General features: G+C 64.6%; 18 protein-coding genes. 9 read left to right on the top strand and 9 right to left on the bottom strand.

Features of this window, described 5'->3' with window-relative positions; all coding sequences use genetic code 11:
- Nucleotides 1-381: 381 nt before the first annotated feature.
- Both BKK81_RS20020 and BKK81_RS34535 read right to left on the bottom strand, forming a co-directional pair.
- A complete protein-coding gene (locus BKK81_RS20020; RefSeq protein WP_071017089.1) occupies nucleotides 382-1,227 on the bottom strand; it encodes an MBL fold metallo-hydrolase in 846 nt (281 codons plus the stop codon).
- Nucleotides 1,228-1,245: 18 nt separating this feature from the next.
- The gene (locus BKK81_RS34535; RefSeq protein ID WP_083384295.1) at nucleotides 1,246-1,572 is read right to left on the bottom strand and encodes a hypothetical protein; all 327 of its coding nucleotides are present in this window, start codon (nucleotides 1,570-1,572) and stop codon (nucleotides 1,246-1,248) included.
- Between the two features lie 330 nt (nucleotides 1,573-1,902).
- Here BKK81_RS34535 and BKK81_RS20015 point away from each other — a divergent pair, with 330 nt between their 5' ends.
- A complete protein-coding gene (locus tag BKK81_RS20015; RefSeq protein ID WP_071017087.1) occupies nucleotides 1,903-2,823 on the top strand; it encodes a LysR substrate-binding domain-containing protein in 921 nt (306 codons plus the stop codon).
- A 96-nt stretch (nucleotides 2,824-2,919) separates the two neighbouring features.
- On the opposite strand, the gene BKK81_RS20010 is transcribed toward BKK81_RS20015, so the two are convergent.
- On the bottom strand, nucleotides 2,920-3,504 hold the full coding sequence (locus BKK81_RS20010; RefSeq protein ID WP_071017085.1) for a hypothetical protein: 585 nt from the start codon (nucleotides 3,502-3,504) through the stop codon (nucleotides 2,920-2,922).
- Nucleotides 3,505-3,718: 214 nt separating this feature from the next.
- Nucleotides 3,719-4,702 (bottom strand): helix-turn-helix transcriptional regulator, encoded by a 984-nt coding sequence (locus BKK81_RS20005; RefSeq protein ID WP_083384294.1) that lies wholly within the window; start codon nucleotides 4,700-4,702, stop codon nucleotides 3,719-3,721.
- Nucleotides 4,703-4,992: 290 nt separating this feature from the next.
- Between BKK81_RS20005 and BKK81_RS20000 the strand changes: the two genes are divergently transcribed.
- The 7 genes from BKK81_RS20000 to BKK81_RS35535 all read left to right on the top strand — a co-directional run bounded on the left by BKK81_RS20000 (nucleotide 4,993) and on the right by BKK81_RS35535 (nucleotide 11,465).
- Nucleotides 4,993-5,706: a fumarylacetoacetate hydrolase family protein gene (locus BKK81_RS20000; protein ID WP_083384293.1), complete on the top strand. Its 714-nt coding sequence runs from the start codon at nucleotides 4,993-4,995 to the stop codon at nucleotides 5,704-5,706.
- 34 nt (nucleotides 5,707-5,740) lie between these two features.
- Nucleotides 5,741-6,619, top strand: a complete 879-nt coding sequence (locus BKK81_RS19995; protein ID WP_071017084.1) for a polysaccharide deacetylase family protein — start codon at nucleotides 5,741-5,743, stop codon at nucleotides 6,617-6,619.
- A gap of 88 nt (nucleotides 6,620-6,707) precedes the next feature.
- Nucleotides 6,708-7,958 (top strand): MFS transporter, encoded by a 1,251-nt coding sequence (locus tag BKK81_RS19990; protein WP_071017082.1) that lies wholly within the window; start codon nucleotides 6,708-6,710, stop codon nucleotides 7,956-7,958.
- Complete coding sequence (locus BKK81_RS19985) at nucleotides 7,955-8,710, top strand: sulfite exporter TauE/SafE family protein (RefSeq protein WP_071017081.1); 756 nt, start codon at nucleotides 7,955-7,957, stop codon at nucleotides 8,708-8,710. The genes BKK81_RS19990 and BKK81_RS19985 overlap by 4 nt, the downstream gene beginning before the upstream one ends.
- A 44-nt stretch (nucleotides 8,711-8,754) precedes the next feature.
- Nucleotides 8,755-10,209, top strand: a complete 1,455-nt coding sequence (locus tag BKK81_RS19980) for an amidohydrolase family protein (protein ID WP_071017079.1) — start codon at nucleotides 8,755-8,757, stop codon at nucleotides 10,207-10,209.
- Between the two features lie 406 nt (nucleotides 10,210-10,615).
- Nucleotides 10,616-11,278, top strand: a complete 663-nt coding sequence (locus BKK81_RS19975; protein ID WP_071017078.1) for a dihydrofolate reductase family protein — start codon at nucleotides 10,616-10,618, stop codon at nucleotides 11,276-11,278.
- A gap of 16 nt (nucleotides 11,279-11,294) precedes the next feature.
- Nucleotides 11,295-11,465, top strand: a complete 171-nt coding sequence (locus BKK81_RS35535) for a hypothetical protein (RefSeq protein ID WP_156811405.1) — start codon at nucleotides 11,295-11,297, stop codon at nucleotides 11,463-11,465.
- A gap of 60 nt (nucleotides 11,466-11,525) precedes the next feature.
- On the opposite strand, the gene BKK81_RS35530 is transcribed toward BKK81_RS35535, so the two are convergent.
- Nucleotides 11,526-12,311 carry a hypothetical protein gene (locus tag BKK81_RS35530; protein ID WP_156811404.1) on the bottom strand — a complete coding sequence of 262 codons (786 nt, stop codon included), beginning with the start codon at nucleotides 12,309-12,311 and terminating at the stop codon, nucleotides 11,526-11,528.
- Nucleotides 12,312-12,915: 604 nt separating this feature from the next.
- Here BKK81_RS35530 and BKK81_RS19970 point away from each other — a divergent pair.
- Complete coding sequence (locus BKK81_RS19970) at nucleotides 12,916-13,233, top strand: hypothetical protein (protein ID WP_071017076.1); 318 nt, start codon at nucleotides 12,916-12,918, stop codon at nucleotides 13,231-13,233.
- 248 nt (nucleotides 13,234-13,481) lie between these two features.
- Here the strand turns inward: BKK81_RS19970 and BKK81_RS19965 are convergent, their stop codons facing one another.
- Genes BKK81_RS19965 through BKK81_RS19950 form a run of 4 tightly spaced genes read right to left on the bottom strand, consistent with a single transcriptional unit; the run spans nucleotide 13,482 to nucleotide 17,825 of the window.
- The gene (locus BKK81_RS19965) at nucleotides 13,482-14,675 is read right to left on the bottom strand and encodes an ABC transporter permease (RefSeq protein WP_156811403.1); all 1,194 of its coding nucleotides are present in this window, start codon (nucleotides 14,673-14,675) and stop codon (nucleotides 13,482-13,484) included.
- The gene (locus BKK81_RS19960; RefSeq protein ID WP_071071223.1) at nucleotides 14,672-16,159 is read right to left on the bottom strand and encodes an efflux transporter outer membrane subunit; all 1,488 of its coding nucleotides are present in this window, start codon (nucleotides 16,157-16,159) and stop codon (nucleotides 14,672-14,674) included. The genes BKK81_RS19965 and BKK81_RS19960 overlap by 4 nt, the downstream gene beginning before the upstream one ends.
- Nucleotides 16,156-17,076 (bottom strand): efflux RND transporter periplasmic adaptor subunit, encoded by a 921-nt coding sequence (locus BKK81_RS19955; protein ID WP_071017073.1) that lies wholly within the window; start codon nucleotides 17,074-17,076, stop codon nucleotides 16,156-16,158. Before BKK81_RS19955 ends, BKK81_RS19960 begins: the two co-directional genes overlap by 4 nt.
- Nucleotides 17,073-17,825 (bottom strand): ABC transporter ATP-binding protein, encoded by a 753-nt coding sequence (locus BKK81_RS19950; RefSeq protein ID WP_197524027.1) that lies wholly within the window; start codon nucleotides 17,823-17,825, stop codon nucleotides 17,073-17,075. The genes BKK81_RS19955 and BKK81_RS19950 overlap by 4 nt, the downstream gene beginning before the upstream one ends.
- Nucleotides 17,826-17,892 lie beyond the last annotated feature (67 nt).

Genomic DNA, 17,892 nt, shown 5'->3' with positions numbered 1-17,892 from the left:
CCTCCTGTCCGGTGATGCACTGGCTGCGCGGAGGCTGTCCGTTGTCATGTCATGTCATGTCATGGCGGCGGGCAGGTTCGCTGCCGGGGCTCCAATGCCTGGAAGATTCGCCGGCTGCCCGGCCGCCGGCGCCGATCCGAGAAAAGGATAGGCCGCGCCTGCTATCAAATCCAGCACGGCCGCTCTGGGGCCGCTCCGGCCACACATCCGCTCTGCGCCTGCACCGGCACATTGCTACCATCGCTCTCCTGCCGGACGGACAGGACGGAGTGAGAGGACATCCGCCACGACAACGGGGATCGACCACATCGGGCCACCGTTGCCAATCTCGAAGCTTCACAACGCTTTTTTCACCGCGTGGCCGGCCACTTGCCCACCGCCTCATGCTGCGGTCTCATAATGGAGGCCGTACAGCCGTCCGGATCGCTGTATCCGCGCGAAACCCGGCTCGCCCAAGTGCATACCGGCGATCAAAAGCCCTTCCGAACTGACCACGTCCAGAAGCCGCGATCGGGTGGAGGCCGCCAGGGACGGCTCCTGATCGAATGCAATCGATACGTCTGGCCGTTCAATCTGGATGTGAGGGAAATGAACGATATCCCCCCAGACGAGCACACCCTGGTCACTCGATTCGAGGAGATACCCGGTGTGTCCGTCTGTGTGCCCCGGTAGCGGCATCGCCCTGATACCGGGCAGGACTTCGCCCGCATCGAACGTACGGAGTCGGCCGCTGTAGGCGTCGAACACCTGGCGCGCTATCGCGAAGTTGCCGCGGGCCCGCTCACTGGCGCGAGCCAGGTTTCCGTCATCCCGCCAGAACTTGATTTCCTGCCGATGCGCGACAAGCTCCGCGTTCGGAAAGGCCATGTGTCCGGCCGTATCCACCAGCCCGCCGACATGATCGGGGTGGGCGTGAGTGAGCAGGATGGCGTCGATGGTGGCGGGTTCGATGCCGGCAAGCGATAGATTGGCCTGCAGTCGGCCGCCCCATTGCTTGATCCCGCCAGCCCCGCCGTCGATCAGCACCGTGCGGCCCGCTCCGCGCACCACATAGCAGTTGATATGCACAGCAGAGGGTTCCTTCTGTCCTGCATCGCGCTGCATTCTGGACGCCTCGGCGCTGTCGATATTGGAAAGGAAGTCGAGGCTGGCGGTGAGATAGCCGTCGCTGATGGCGGTAATCGTGAAGTCACCGGCTTGCTGACTCGGAAAGCAGGATGCGGACATTGTTCTTCTCGAAGCCTGTCAGTTTCTGGCATGAATGCTCGGCGCGGCATAGCCAAAACAACGGATGCGCGCCGTGAGACCAGTGCGGCGAATGATGGCGTCGTCCAGGGCTTCCATGAATCGGTTCATTACCGTCGGAGTACGAAACGTTTCAAGGCGATATCGGATTTCCGCGAAGATGGGGTGTCCATGTCCGCCCCGGATATTGACGTAGATGATGTGAACGTTCTTGAGTTCAGCTTCAAGGACATTCGTACAGAGTTCGATGCAATCGTCGGAAAGCCCGGCAAGGCTCTCGTCAGACGGTGTTTTCTCCGCATCGAGATAGAAAGCAATGTTTGGCATCGCAGGCCAGTTTTTCCTGTGCTGTCGAGGGGGGGGGGGCGTGGGAGCGTGTCAGTCGCTGCCTTATCGTGAGGGCGGCAGCCTTTCGCGGCGATAGAAGCCGTTCCATTCGGCTTCGCTGTCGGGACCGGCAAAGCTATGTTCCATGGTGTCGGGCATCGGGTTGTCCTTCGTGACGGAAGCCCATCGATCTGCCATGATCGATGTTCATTGCAGTGATGTAAGGCTAGCCTTATATTTCACGCATTGAAATCGAGAAAACGTCATCCTTCAGTGATGTTTGCTCAAGCTGGGCGTGGGCCCATCCGATTGGCGATTGGCGAGACCTCAATGCGACGCAAGATTCCAAGCAGTTCCGCGCTCCTGGCTTTCGAGGCGGCGGCTCGGCACGGCAGCTTCGCCCGCGCCGCCGAGGAGCTGGCACGTACCGAGGGTGCGATCAGCCGTCAGATCGGTCGCTTGGAGGAGTTCCTGGGCGTCGCACTGTTCGAGCGGATTGGCAATCGGGTACGGCTTGCACCCAACGGCACGCGCTACGCGGCGCAGGTTCGTGAAACCCTGGATCGGCTGGAGCGGGACTCCCTGTATCTGATGGGGCAGCCCAGCGAGGGGGCGAGCATCGATATCGCCGCCGTTCCGACCTTCGCCACCCGTTGGCTGATCCCGCGGCTGAAGCGTTTCCAGGCGGCGCATCCGAACATCACCGTGCATATCGCCGAACGTCTGGAACCCTTCCTTCTTGCCGGCAGCGGTTTCGACGCGGCCATTCATTTCGAGCATCCGGCATGGGCGGGCATGCATCGCCATCACCTGCTGGAGGAGGTGCTCGTGCCCGTCTGCAGCCCGGCGTTCCTCGCAGATGCGGGCGCCGACACGTCGCTGGACGCGCTGCCACGGCTTCACCGGCGACAGAATCCGGATGCCTGGCAGGTTTATGCGCAGGAGTCAGGGATCGTGCTCACCAATCCGGCAGTTGGCCCGCGCTACGATCTCCATTCCATGCTGATCGAGGCGGCCCTGGCCGGCCTGGGGGTCGCATTGGTGCCGCGTCTTTATATCGGGGCGGAGCTGGAACAAGGCCGTTTGGTCGCGCCCTGGCCAGACGGCAAAGCGATCACCAAGAACTTCTGCCTCGTTCTTCCCGAGCCGATCGAACTGTGCGAGACGCCCTTGCAGGCGTTCGCGAAATGGCTTCTCGAAGAAGCCCGGGACATGACGCCTCGAAGCAGCGCCAGCGCCTTGCGCCCATGATAGAGGGCATCTATCCAGAGCTTCCCGACATTCTCCCGGGCTGCTGGAGTCGGCCGAGACCGGTTTTCCCGGCCGGGGCCGGTCCAGGCCAAGGCTTCACCGATCCGCGGGTGAATCGACGGTCGTCGCGGATCCTGTGCGGGCAATTTCGAATGCATCTTCCGGCTCGTATCCCTCGACCAGTAGCGAGTCAATCGCATTGCGGAAATCCGCAATGTTGGCGGGCAGCTCGTCCTTGTGCGCGATGTAATAGGCATAACGGAGTTTTCCCGCCTCTTCTGGCTTGCGCTTGACCAGAGGCGTGACGAGCTTTCTCTGCGCCACGATGTACGTCGCGAATTCGGGCGATTTGCTGTGCCAATCGAAATCGAAGGCTTCCTGCTGGACTTCGACGGCGATGTGCCGCTTATCGTATCGGCCACCGGGTTCGTCCGTTTGTCCGTTCACCACGAGGCCGGCCAGGTCCGGCAAGCCGAGCGTTTCGCAGAAGTACTTGACCACGTCGAGCCGCCTGCCCGTCGAGACGGGTATGGCGTTCTGTACCTCGATCAGCGAAGGGTGTCGGCCCTGGGCCTGCCCGACGAGGTTCTTGTACGTGATGGTCTGGCGCCTGATGGCGCAGTCTACGAGGATGGGGAAATAGACCTCGGCGAGAGCGATATCTGTCTTGGTGAATGTCATGGCGTCCGGCTAAGGCATTGTCGAAATGCATGGGGCGCATGCAAGCAGCGTCAATGACGGCTTGCAAAGCGTGATGGTTGCCGGTATTCCATGCCGATCACGATAAGCGGAAATTCCGGCATCTGGATATCGGCAGGCCGGGGCAGGAGCTTAAGCTGTGTCCGCGGGATGCTGCACGGCTCCGCAGGCAGCCCGGCAGTCGCCTGCCGGGGGGCTACTCAACCCAGGTGCGCGCGCCGACGTTCTGGAATTGGCGTCGAAAAGCCAATGGCGTCGACCCTACGATCTGACGGAAGCGCCTGGCAAAGTTATTCGGCTCGCCGAACCCCGTGCTTTGCCCGATTTCCGCGGCGGAGGCGGATGTGAAAACCAGCAGGCTCTTCGCCCGCTCAATGCGTCTTTCCGTCACCAGTTCCAGAAAGGTCTTCCCGGTTTCATTCTTCAGCAGGTGGGCCAGATGGGTGGCGGACACATGGCTGACCTGGGCTGCGTCGCCCAGGGTCAACTCCCCGGCGAGGTTGTCCGTGATATAGCGCATGCAGCGAAGCACGGATTGCTTGTACGGCTGCAGATGCCGGCCGTTGGCCTCGCAAGCACGGATCTTGTCGCCATGGCGTCGCCATACCATGCCGATCAGGTTGAGCAGGTGGCTGCGGATCAGCAGGCTGCTGGCCGTGTCGTCGCTCGACGATTGCTGCGCCTCGAGTGCCATGCGCTCGCAAAGCGCCTGCAGGGACTGTGTGTCCAGATCATCGAACTGGAAATCCAGGCAATGCTGGAAGCGGAAGGGGGCGAGTTCCGGTGCGTGTGCGAGTGGCACATCCGATAAGGCGAAAACGTCAAGATCAAGCGACGGCAGCAGGTATTCCTTGCTGATGTTGATGACGTAGAACTGGCCGTCCGCCTGATTTGGAATGTAGTGAACCACGAACGGCAGCACGAAGCTGACCGTGCCGGGGCGAATCGATCGCTGCTGGTCCCCGATGTAGTGAGTCGTCTCGCCTCGCAGGTTGACGTAGATCTGGAAGTATTCGTGACGGTGCGCTACCGGATTGGGCAGGCAATTGCTCTGATTGTGGATACCGAAATAGGCGCTCTGCGCCCGGGTGGCCATGGTGTAGTTCCGGATGGCCGCGCGCTTTTCGCCGCTGTGGTGCAGGGGGGGCAGCGGGTCGTTCGAGGGATGCGCCTGGTGCATGGGGAAACCGCCGGACAAAGGATCGCAAGGATTGCACATCTTTTCGCAAACCTGTGCATTGAGAGCGGATGACCTCAACTCTAAACTCTAGTCCACCGAATCACTGAAATCGGTCGGTGCCTGACATGCCATGCGGGCTCATCGCGTCGTTGCAAATGCTCGCCATAGCCGGGCTATGGCTGCGCTTTGCGCCTGGCGCTGATTCCCGCAAGACATGTCCTTCAACTCCCATTTCAATGATTCAGCGGACCAGCCACTCCGTCAGAACATCTTACTAAGAGACAATCCCTATGCCTAGTGCCAGTGCAGACAACATCGCGCAGTCGACCGGACTCCCGCGCGTTACCCCGACCTTCCTGGATATTGTCGGCAGTGACCAACGCTTCCAGGTGCGGCGCATCTATTGCGTGGGACGCAATTATCTTGCCCATATCAGGGAGATGGGAGAGGGCGACGAGCGCGACCCGCCATTCTTCTTCCAGAAACCGGCCGATGCCATTGTCACGGATGGGCGTGTCCCTTATCCCACGTTCACCGACGATTTTCAGTTCGAATTCGAGCTGGTGATCGCCATCGGCAGCGAAGCGGTGAACGTATCGCCCGACGCGGCGCTGGACCATGTCTTCGGCTACGCCGCGGGCCTGGATATGACACGGCGGGACCGCCAGCGCGAATGCAATAAGCGCGGCCTGCCGTGGGAGCTGGGGAAGTCGTTCGACCATTCGGCGCCGTGCGGCCCCATCCATCCCGCGGCGCAGGTCGGCCATCTCCGTTCGGGGACACTCAGCCTTGCGGTGAACGGGACGGTGCGACAGGACTCCCTGCTCGAAAAGATGATCTGGAACGTCCACGAGATCGTCAGCGAGCTGTCCAGGCAATACCGGCTGCTTCCGGGCGACCTGATCTTCACCGGCACACCGGAAGGCGTCGGCGCGGTGCAGCGCGGTGACAGGCTCAGCGGACGCATCGAAGGACTCGCCCCCTTGCAGGTCGAGATTGTCTGAGTCCCCAGCCAACGGAGCACACCAGGAGCACACCATGAAGCCGCTTGAGCGCATTTCGTATTCAGCCATTTCAGAGCGTCCCGCCTTGGCGTTGCCGGGCGGCAAGCGCCTGGCTGTCTGGGTGATTGTCAATGTCGAGGAGTGGGATATCAACGAGACCATGCCGCGCACGGTGCTGACGCCTCCCGCCGGTGGCTCTCCGATGCCCGATATCCCGAACTGGGCCTGGCACGAGTACGGCAACCGCGTCGGCTTCTGGCGCATGCTGGACGTCATCGACGAACTGGGGATCGGCGCGACGCTGGCCATCAATGGCTCGGCCATCCAGGCGTACGAGCCGATCGCCAGGGCGGCCAAGGCGCGCAACTGGGAGTTCATCGGCCATGGCTTCGGGCAGCGCAATATGCAGAAGGTGCCCGACGAAACGATCGACATCGCGAAGACCACCGAAGCGATCCGTGCCTATACCGGCAAGCGCCCGCGCGGCTGGCTTGGCCCGGGACTCACGGAAACCTGGCACACGCCGGACATCCTGGCAGAGCAAGGCTACGAGTATGTCTGCGACTGGGTGCTCGACGACCAGCCCGTGGAGCTGAAGACGCGCGATGGTGGCCGCATCGTGAACGTGCCCTATACGCAGGAGTGCAATGACGTGGCGATGATGCTGATCCAGCATCACAAGGCCAGCGAGTATCGCGACCGCGCGATCGACCAGTTCGAGCAGCTCTACGCCGACGCGAAGCACTCGGCCCGCGTGATGGCACTGGTCGTGCATCCGTATATCATGGGTGCGCCACACCGCCTGCGCTACTTCCGGGAGGCGCTGGCACACATCCGGGCACGCGAGGACGTCGCCTTCCTGACCGGGGAGCAGATCCTCGATTGGTACAAGGCAGCGCGAATCGAACGATAGCCGCCCGAGTCCGGCCCGAGTCCGGCCTGAGCCCGGCCTGAGTCCGGGCAATCCAGAACAATCTCGCTTGACGAGAAGGAGACACCAAGTGAATTCCGCGACATCGGCCAATCCGCTGCCCGGTGAGGGGCGCAGCGAAACGCCCGTCACAGCCCTGGAGATCGGCATGTTTCTCGTGCTGCTCGCCTCTTACGCGCTCAATGCGATGGACCGGCAGATCTTTCCGCTGATCGCCGCGGATGTGCGCAGGGAGTTCGGCTTCGGCCTCGCCGACACCGGCCTGCTCTCGACCATCTTCACGCTTGGCATGGCGCTGGCGGGGGTGCCGACGGGATACCTGCTGGCGCGCTGGTCGCGCAAGGCCGTGCTGCAGCTCGGTATCGCGGTGTTCTCGCTGGCCACGCTGCTGACTGCCTATTCGAGCGGCTTCGGCGACATGATCGTGTACCGCGCTGCCACCGGTATCGGCGAGGCGATGCAACTGACCGTGGTGATCGCCATCGCGGCGAGCTATTTCGCGCGCTTCCGCGCGACTGCGGTCGGTGCCATCAACTTCTCCTTCGGTGTCGGCGCCATCGTGGGGCCGCTGCTCGGCGGGCACCTGATCGGCTTCGAGCGCAACTGGCGCTTGCCGCTGATCGTGTTCGGCCTGGCCGGATTTGCCGCGATGGCGTTGATCGCGGTGGCCGTGAGCCAGCGCATGACCGAGAAGGCCGGCACCATCGACACGCGCATCGACACCCGCGGTGCCACGACGATGTGGAACCGGAACACGGTACTGCTGACCGGGATGAGCATCATCGGCGGACTGTGCATCTATGGCTACCTCGGCATGTATCCCACTTATCTGCGTGAGCATCTGCACTACACGCCCGCCGACACCGGCCGGGTCATGAGCATTTTCGGAGGCGGGGTGTTCGCCTCCATCTTCGGCGGCTGGCTCGGCGACCGCTTTCATCCCAAACTGGTGCTGTCGCTGAGCTTCGCAGGGGCCGGCTTGCTCGGCGTCCTCCTGTTCTCGGGGCCGACGGGCATGCTGGTCCAATCGGTGCTGTCCTTTGCCTGGGGGCTGGTGGTGAGTGGCGTGCTGTACGTGAACCTGGCCGGATACCACATCAAGTCCGTGCGCGCCTCGCTGACGAACCGCGCGACCGGTGTCTTCGTGACCACACTCTACGGCGCCGGCGCATTCGCCGGTTACATCATCGGCGGCATCGCGGCACGCTTTGGCTGGAGCGCGGCCGGCTTCCTGCAGATCACCTTGCTATCGGTGGTCGGGATCGCTCTCGCCATGTCTCTGCGGACCGATCGCATGTCTCTGCGCGTGCGCCAGCCATGACGCCGGCGGATTGGGTATTGCTCGGAGGCGCCGCGACCCTGGCCGGCACGCTGAATGCCGTGGCAGGCGGCGGCAGCTTCCTGACGCTGCCGGCCTTGGCGATGGTCGGCGTGCCGCTGGTATCTGCCAATGCCACGGGGACTGCCGCGCTCCTGCCCGGCTACGTGGCGGGTGCCTGGGCCCTGCGCAAGGAACTGTCCGGGCCGATGTCGCCCTCGCTGCTTCGCATGGGGGTGTTGTCAGTGCTGGGCGGGGCGGCAGGCGCGGCCTTGCTGTTGTCGACATCGAACAGCGCCTTCGGCCGCATCGTGCCTTGGCTGCTGCTGGCCGCGACCCTTCTCTTTGCCTGCGGGCCAAGGCTCGTGCGCCGAGGGCGCCCCGCGGCGGATGCCCGGCGCGACCGGGGCGCGGACATCGGCATCGTTGCGATCGCGATCTATGGCGGCTATTTCAACGGCGGTCTCGGCATCTTGCTGCTGGCGGCTCTCAGCGCGCTCGGGCATACCGACTTGAGCCGGATGAATGGCATCAAGAACTTCGTCTCCGTGATCCTGACGCTGATGGCCGTCGCCATCTATGCGGCGAGCGGTGCCATCGCCTGGACGCACGCCCTATGGATGGCCGCCGGCGCCACCGCCGGCGGGTATTTCGGCGGCGCGATGGCGCGGCGATTGCCGCCGGCCGTGGTGCGCGGCTTCGTGGTCCTGACGGGACTGGCCATGACCATTGCCTTCTTTATCAAGTCGCATTGACAACACCGACTCTCCTGTCATCCGCGTCGAACCGGGAAACCAATATGAGAACCACCAGAAGAGCATTCACCAAGGCTGCGGGCGCAATGATCGCCCTGGCAAGCACCGGGATACCCTCGCTCGCCGCTCCGGCGCGGGCGGGCACGCCATCGGCGGCGCCTGCGGTCCGTCGCGGCACCTACCTGATCAAGAATGGGATGGTCATCACGGTTGACCGGAACCAGGGCGTCCTGCCACGGGCGGACATCTTGATCCGGAACGGTGTGATCGAACGGATCGGCCGGGGATTGAGCGTGCCAGGTGCGCAGTTGATCGATGCCACCGACATGATCGTGATGCCCGGCTTCGTCAACTCGCACTACCACATGTGGAGCGCGATCGGACGCAGCTTCACCGCGCGCAACGGTGGCTTTTCCTACTACCCCGCCAAGAGCGCCACGTCAGGCCTGTACACGCCCGAGGACTTCTATAACAGCGTACTTCTCGCGTGCGCCGAACTGGTGAACGGCGGGACCACCACCGTGCACAACTGGTCGCACAATACCCGCTCTCCGGCCCACGCAGACGCCGAGCTGCGCGCGCACCAACACTCGCTGCTGCGCGCACGTTACTCATACGGGCACATCGACAAGCTACCGGTGGATGAGGTCAACCGGTACCACGATCTTGCGCGCGTCCGGCGCGAATGGTTCGGTGCCGATTCCCCGTTCGACGGACTGGTTCATCTGGGACTGAACCTGCGCGGCCCGCAGCAAAGTACCGATGCGGTCTTCCACGAGGAAATGAAATTCGTCAAGGCGAGCGGACTTCCCGTAGCCATCCATGCGCCGCAGGAGTCCCCCAACAACGTCGATGGCGTCGACTACGAGAGGCGGGGCTACCTCGGCCCGGATTTCATGATCGCGCACTACATCCCCGCGACCACCGAAGACCTGGCGGCGATGGCACGTACGAAGACGCCGCTTTCGTTCGCGACACATTCCGAACTCCGGCTCAGCAGCACGGGCGATGCCCGCGCCGCCCTGTTCGCGATGCGCGCCGCCGGGCTGACCATTTCATTGTCCAGCGACGCGACCTCGATCGCCCCGCCGGATATGTTCGAAATGATGCGTTTCACCTGGAATCTCGGGGTGCCATGGGCCGGCACGCCAAGCGAGCGGGCGTCTGCCATCAGCGTGCAAGAGGTGATCGAAATGGCGACGATCAACGGGGCCGTTGCCATGGGGATCGGCGACATTACCGGATCCATTACCGAGGGCAAGCGCGCGGACATCATCCTGGTGCGGGCCAAGGACCTGAACATCTGGCCGATCGGCAATATCGAAACGGCCATTGTGCAGAGCGGCACCACCAGCAATGTCGACACAGTGCTGGTCGACGGGCGACTGATCAAACGGCACGGACGTCTGCTGGCGTACGACGTGAACCGCATCGTGCGCGGTGCCCAGCGGTCTTCCGCCCGGATCCTGGATTCGGCGGGGGAGATATTGAAGTTCTAGGTGGCCCTGCGGGGCAGCGGGGCAGCGGGGCGGATGGAGCCCCCTGTCCGTGGCTTCAGCTGGTCGTTTCGAGACGTGCACCCCGCCCCGGAATTCGGCAAAGAAGCAAAAAGGTTCATCAAGGAGCTCCGGGGAAAGGCTGCGCGCATCACCGTCGCGCGATCCTTCCCCGCCCTGACGGGCGGGGAATGCCGCGCATCCTGATCAAGCCGTGGCGAGCGTCATGTGACGAATGGCCGTCCCCATCGAGCATTCCAGCAACTACAGTAGTATCGAGACGGCTCGGAGGGGACTCGCCGGGAAGCCAGAAGCCTGCGCGCGGCACGACCTTTCCCTGCTGGCAACACGCATGACCGGACGTCGGCGTCCGTCGACCACCTGTCAGGCGTCCAGACGGAGGCAAACGATGGCACGCGTTCGCGTTGACGGCTTCACCCTCTCGCTCGACGGCTACGGGGCCGGTCCGGATCAGGACATAGACCACCCGCTCGGCATTGGCGGGACGGAACTGCACCAGTGGCTGGTTCCGACTCGTACGTTCCAGCAGGCCTTGTTCGGCAAGGACGGCGGTACGACCGGGATCGACGATGATTTCGCCGCCCGTGGCTTCCAGGATGTCGGGGCCTGGATTCTTGGAAGGAATATGTTCGGGCCCATTCGCGGGGACTGGCCGGACACCAGCTGGAAAGGCTGGTGGGGAGATCGTCCACCGTATCACGTGCCGGTCTTCGTCTTGACCCATCATGCTCGTCCTTCCATCGAGATGGAGGGCGGCACGACGTTCCACTTCATCACGGAAGGCATCCGCGCAGCGCTCGACCGCGCACGCGAGGCCGCGGCCGGCATGGACGTGCGGATCGGCGGCGGGCCGGACACGATCCGGCAGTATCTTCGCGAGGGCCTCATTGATGAACTGCACATCGCGATCGCGCCGGTCCTGCTGGGCCGGGGAGAATCGCTGCTCGAAGGGGTCGACTTGCGGGCGCTGGGCTACGGATGCGTTGAGTTCGTGGCGTCGGAAAAGGCCACGCATGCCGTGCTGCGGCGCCAGGGGAACACGGGCGCCTGAACTCTCGCTGCAAGGCGTGGCGACAACCATCGCGATGCATGCGCCCACCCACGCCACCATCTACAGCAATTCCACGCTGGAGGACGAGCTGATCGACGTGGTCGCGACCCACGACGACGTGGCGGTCATCCCTTCCGGATCAGGTGATGGCGTCATCCGTTGGGTCGGCTGCCGGCGCTGGAGGTGAGCACGCGGACCAGGATCTTCAGGCGTTCCAACGGTTCGACGTCCGGCACGGTTCAGAGGGCTAATGGCCGCCTCCATTGGACATCCCACCGAATCCGCCGCGTGCCATACCTCGACCGCCACCGCCACCGCCACCGTGGCCGATACCTGCAACATTGCCACGACTCATCGCCGAACCGCCACCGGGGGATGGAGTCCGACCACGGTCGGGGAACGCAACCGGACCACCCACGTGGACCACGGCTGAACTGCTACCAGGGACCATGGCCTGACCATGGCCGGCGAACGTCTCCGGACGGCCCGCATGAACCATGCTCGGACCAGAACCGATTTCCATGGGCCGACTGTTTCGACTGAACATGCCCGGACTGCCGCGACCGGAACCCATGCCGGAACCGCCACCGGGGCGCATTGCCTGACCGCCGCCAGGAACCCTACCCGGCCTGCCACCCGGGTTCATGCCCGGACTGCTGGCGAAGCCCGTGCCACGGTCCGGGAATCCGTGATGAAACCGGTGATGCCGCGCGCGATGGAAGTCCACAATGAACACGGAATCGAGGAAGGTGGCGGCGCCATAGTAATACCCGGGGTAATAGGGGTATCCGCAATGGAGGTAATAATAATCGTATCCGTCATATGGATACCTGCAGTCCGGATATCCATAATAGGTGTAGGCATCCCCTGGGATTGCGGAATCATACCCGGCGATTTCAGTATTTCCGGGAATCCCGGAATCATATCCGGAGGTATAGATGTCGTCGTAGTAGGTCGCAGTTGGAGTTCCGGTGCATCCCGTTATAGAAATCAGCGCCGAAGCAGCCATCGCGACAGTGCGAATCGTGCTCATGGCTTACCCCCTGCCATATCAAGTGAATCCCGTCATCAATGTTGCCGATGCGGCACGCGTTGAATTGGCTTCAACCTGCAGTCATGCGGCCGGCATCCAAAGTAAGCCGGTAATCCGGTAATCCGCCTTGGCACCCATTCCACGCTGCTCGACCCGCCATCAAGCGCGAATCCTTGATTCGTAACCGACACTTCCCCAGGGATTCCGGCTGCTGCCGGCAAGAAAGGGTCGCCCAGACCATTTCGCTCGCGTTTGAACTCCTTTCACCACTTGTCAGTGGCCATGAACTTTGTCTTTTGATTAAGTCTAGTCGCAAATCCAGCCATGCGTTTTTCCCCGGGCATTCTCGTCCTGGTATCGATGCAACCACTTATCTGCGCCGCTATCTGGACGCGAGGACGTCGCGAGCCCTCGCAAGCCCTCGCAAGCCCCTATTCCGGGCTCGCTTCGACTGCAGGAGCCCGGCCGTGCCGGCGCGCCCAGCCGGCCGCGCAACTGGCACCACGACGTCGCGTTACAGAAAGTCACCGCTGTGCGGATTCGCTAATACACGGCCGAGCCGTGCTCACCTAAAGTCTCTGCAAGAGACGAAAGGAGAGAAATCATGCGGAAGGCTGCAGCACTTGTGCTTCTGGTCGGCGTTACGGCGCTGGGCTCCAACATGGCTGAGGCGCGGGTGGATGTCGGCATCGGCATCGGCTTGCCGGCGCCAGTATTTGTCGCCCCGCCGCCCGAATACTACGAACCGGCCCCGGTCATCGTCCAACCGGCGCCCGTCGTCGCGGCTCCGGCCTACTACGATGACGCGTGGCAGGCTCGCGCTTGGAGAGAGCGCCAGTGGCGCGAGCAGCGGTGGAGGGAGCACGAATGGCGGGAGCGCCAGCGCGGACGGCGTCACTGGCACGACGACGATGACGACTGAACGCTTTCGCCGCCGTGAACCCGCAGGGCAGATCCGCATCTGACAGCCGGGTTCCGGCGCACCTCCGACACGCGCGAGCTGCCGCCGGGCATCATTGCGAATCGCGCCCAATCCTCGCGAGCGAGCTGGACGGTCGTGAGCCAGTGGCGAATGGCCGCCCGCGCCGCGCTTGTGTCCCGGAGCCGTGGCGGTGACCCGGTGGGGCGGTTGGTTCTTCCCTTGCCGCCACCGCGCCCGGAATCCGGCACTCAGCGCCCCGAGAAGACCACCATGGGCTGCAGTTTCAACACCGTTCGCGCACTGAGTGCCGCCGCGACGAGGCTGACCACGAGCACCATCAGGGCGCCGAACAGCGGCGTGAACCACATGATGCGGAAGGGGAAGCCAGCATTGGCCGCGAGGCTGCCGAGCATGCTGCAGAGGCCGATGCCCAGACCGGTACCGATCAATGCGCACAGTCCCGCCTGCGCGAAGATCATCGAGAGCAACGTCCGAGCCGTCGTGCCCATCGCGCTGAGTACAGCGTACTGGCGCAGATTCTCCTGGGTAAACATGTAGAGCATGATGCCGGTCACGCCGAAGCCTACCGACATCGCCAAGGTGAGCATGGCGGCGATGTCGCCGACGTCTTCCGAGTTGGCCAGGATCCAGCGCACGGTACTGGCCTTGAAGTCCGCCGAGGACTGCGCCCGCAGGCCGGTCTGCGCCTCGATGCGTGTCGCTAGTCCCCGGGCCGCGACGCCGTTGGCCGCCCGCACGAGGACGAACGTAAGCTGCCGCCGCTCGGGAGGCAGGATGCGCAAGGCATGGCTCAGCGTGGTGTAGAACAATGGCCGGGGCGGATACCTTGGCAGGCCGTCGGAGCGTCCTGCCACCAGCACACGGCGGTCGTTGACGAGCAGTTCGTCCCCCGCGGCGAGTTCCCGTGCCGGCGCTTGAAGATGGGGGTGGGCGAACGGCCATTGGTCTGCCTTGTCGACGGGGGTCTCCAGTTTGTCGGTCGTGCCGCCGGCATCGACGACCACCGCGTCCGGCGCGCGCAGCGCCATGGGCGAGAGGCCGTCGCGCAGGGGTGGAATGCCGGGCAGTGAGGCATCGTCGACACCGATGACCTGGAAGGGCTGGACCCGTCCGCCCGGCAGGCGCGCCTGAACCGTACCCACGACCAGCGGCACCGCTGACGCCACGCCCTGCACGCTGCGCACGCGGTCCAGTGCCACCCAGGACATATTGGTCGTCTGCTCCACGGCTTCCACCGCCGGCTCCATCACCCAGACGTCGGCCGCGCCGTTCTCGCTGATGAGCGCGAAGCCCTGCGTCATGAAGCCCGTGAAATACGAGGCGGCGAAGGTGACCAGGAACGATGTGAACGTGATGCCGGCAATCAGCCCGGCATACTTGGCCCGATCTCCCAGCAGCATCCTGACGGCAATGTAGATCACCTCGGCTCGCCTCCCTGGTCCAGCGGCCGCGCCGCTCCCGCGCCTTGCGGGTCCATGTTCCAGCCGCCGCCAAGCGCCTTGTACAAGGCAACCAGGCTGAGCGATACGGCTGTGTCGCTTAACGCCAGATCGCTTTGCGCCTGGAAGAGAGCGCGCTGCGCGTCGAGCACCTCGCGAAAGTCGGCCAGGCCGCCCAGATACCGCCCTTGGGCGAATGCGGCGGCTTGTCCTTCCATGTCGACGGTCCTGGCGAGAGCCGCCCGGCGCGCTTGCTCGTGCCGGTATCCGGCCATCGCGTTCTCCGCATCCTCCATGCCTTGCAGGATCGCGCGGCGGTACACGATCAGCGCCTGCTGCTGCTGGGCGTCGCGCACCTCGATGGTGGCGACCACCTGTCCCCCTCGCAGGATGGGCCAGGTGATCGACGGGCCGACCGACCACAGCACGCTGGCGCCGGAAAAGAGATTGCCTGCCGCCACACTGGCGAGCCCCACCGTGCCGAGCAGCGTGAACCTGGGATAGAGGTCCGCCTTGGCCATCCCCAGCCGCGCGCCGGCTGCAGCCACTGCGCGTTCAGCACTGCGGATGTCGGGGCGCTGGCGCAGCAGGTCCGAGGGCAGGCCCAGCGCTGGCAGGGCTGGCGGGGCGGCCAGCGGCCGTTCCGTGCGCAACTCGTCCGCCAACGTACCGGGCGGCTCGCCGACCAGCACGTCCAGGCGATAGAGTGCCTTCTTGTACGCCATATCGAGCGTGGGCAACCGGGCGGCTGTGCGTTCGACCTGAGCCTCGGCGCGGGCAGCGTCGAGGTCCGCGGCCAGGCCGCCGGCGCGACGCGCGCGGATGAGCGCCAGCGTCTCCTGCTGGCTTGCCAGGCTCGCGCGGGCGATACCTCGTTGTGCCTCGATGCCGCGCAGCTCGATGTAGTTTCTCGACACTTCCGCGAGCAACGAGAGAAGCAGGGCGCCACGGTCATAGGCAGCAGCATCGAGATCGGCCTGCGCCGCCTCGGTGGCCCGGCGCGTGGCGCCGAACAGGTCGAGTTCCCACTTCGCATCGAAGCCGGCCTGGAACAGGTTCTCCGGCTGGCCCGGTGACTCGATCTCGCCATCCCGTTTCACGAGCAGCGGGTTCGGTGCGTTCTCGCTGTCCTGTTCGCGCCGCATGGAGGCTGCGGCGCCGATGGACGGGAGCCGCGCGGCGCCTGCGATCGTGCGCCTGGCACGCGCCTCGCGCAACCGTGCCTGGGCGAGCTGGAGATCCACGTTGGACTGCCGGGCGCGCTCGATCAGGTGGTCGAGCTCCTGGTCGTGGAACGTGGTCCACCAGGCCGCATCGGCCTGCGTGGCCGACGCGTGGCTATCGGGCGCCTCGTGCCAGTGTGCCGGCATGGCCGGCGCCGGCGGCGTGGGCACGGCCGTCACCGCGCAGGCGGACAGGGCCGCGCACAACATCGCGGGAAGGCAGCGGCGGTGCCTGGCCATCATGATGCCGGCGCCCCCGGAGACGCCGTCCCGGACGCCTGGATGAACACATCGACCTGCTGGCCGACATAGGTGCCCGGCAGCGAGGCCGGGTCAAAGCTGTAGATGACCTGCAGCACGCGCGCGTCGGTCCGCTCCGTGCTGCGGCCGGTCAGCGTGGTCTTAGGCACGACGTATGGCTCGATTCGTTCGAACCGCAGCGCGGTGTGCAGGCCGGGATTGCCCCGGACGAAGGCTTGCGCCGGCGCATCCGGCCGGACCCGCCCCGCATCGAACTCGTCGATGTCCACGCGCAGATAGAGCCGGGTGTCGTCGCCGAGCACGATCAGGGGCGCGGCCGGCGCTGCGTCCTGGGCGAACTCGCCCGGCCGCACGTTGACTTGCAGGACCTTTCCCGGCGTCAGTGCGCAGACCGTCCGGCGCTCGATGTCCAGCCGGATCTGTGCGATCCGGGCCCTGGCCCCGGCGAGAACGGCTGCGCTGATCGCCACGGCCGAGCGGCGGTTGCTCAGCTCCTCCACGCTGATGGCGCGCGGATCCGGAACACTCTCGGCCAGCCTGAGCAGCCCGCTGGCCTGCGCGGCCCTTGCCGCCGCCTCCTTCTCCGTGGCCAGCGCCGGGAGCAGCTGCGCTTGCAGATCGCGATCGTCGAGCTTGAAGAGCCGGTCACCCGCCTTCACACGGTCGCCCCATTTGACATAGATGTCGGTAACGATGCCGGGCACAGGCGTGCCGACGTCGATGTTGCCACCGTTCGCCTCGATGACGCCGGTCCCCGCCACCTGGGTGGCAAACGGTGCCCTGGCAGGCGGTACTGCCGGACCGTTGGGGACCGCCGGGCGGCTGTCGACGACGACGGCGATGACCGTGACGATCACCCCCGCCACGGCGAGTACCGGCAGCAGGTGCCTGCGGATCATTGCAACGCTCCTGGTAGCGCCGGGCCATCGACACTGACGATCATGCCGTCGTCCAGGTACGCGATGCGGTCGGCAAACTCGAATATGCGGTTGTCGTGCGTGACGACGATGAGGGAGCGCCCGGGCCGTCTTGCTTCATGCTGGAGCAAGGCCATGACGTGGTGCCCGGTAGCGTGGTCGAGATTGCTGGTCGGCTCATCGCAGACGATCAGCCTGGGCTCATGGATCAGCGCGCGGGCGATCGCGACGCGCTGTTGCTGGCCTCCGCTCAACTGTGCAGGCAGCGCATTCGCACGTTCATCCAAGCCGACGGCTGCCAGCATGGCTTCCGCCTTGGCAACGGCCTCCTTGCGCAGCGTACCCCGGATCAACAGCGGCACCGCAACATTCTCGGCGACCGTGAGCGTCCGTAGCAGATTGAATGCCTGGAACACGAACCCGATGGACTCCCCTCGCAAGCGTGCGCGCTCATCCGGGCCGAGCTGCTGGAAATCATGGTCGAGGACCAGGCATTGCCCGGCGTCCCGATCGAGCATGCCGGCAATGATCGACAGCAGCGTGGTCTTGCCGCTGCCGGAAGGGCCGACCAGCATCAGCAGTTCGCCGTAGCGGATATCGAGGTCGATGCCACGCAGGGCTGGCGCCAGGGCATCGCCTGAGCCGAAAGCCTTCTTCAGGCCTCGGCAGCGCACCGCGACGTCGGCGTCATCCGACTTCGCTGGACGGGTTTCGTTAGGTTTCGTCGACACAACACATGGGGCAGGCGACCGGCGAACAGCAGGCGTGCAGGCGTGCAGGCGGCACGATCCGATCGGT

The sequence above is a fragment of the Cupriavidus sp. USMAHM13 genome, from assembly GCF_001854285.1.
GTDB lineage: Bacteria > Pseudomonadota > Gammaproteobacteria > Burkholderiales > Burkholderiaceae > Cupriavidus > Cupriavidus malaysiensis.
Note: the sequence above shows the minus strand (reverse complement) of the source record. Positions and strands in the feature narration are given on the sequence as shown.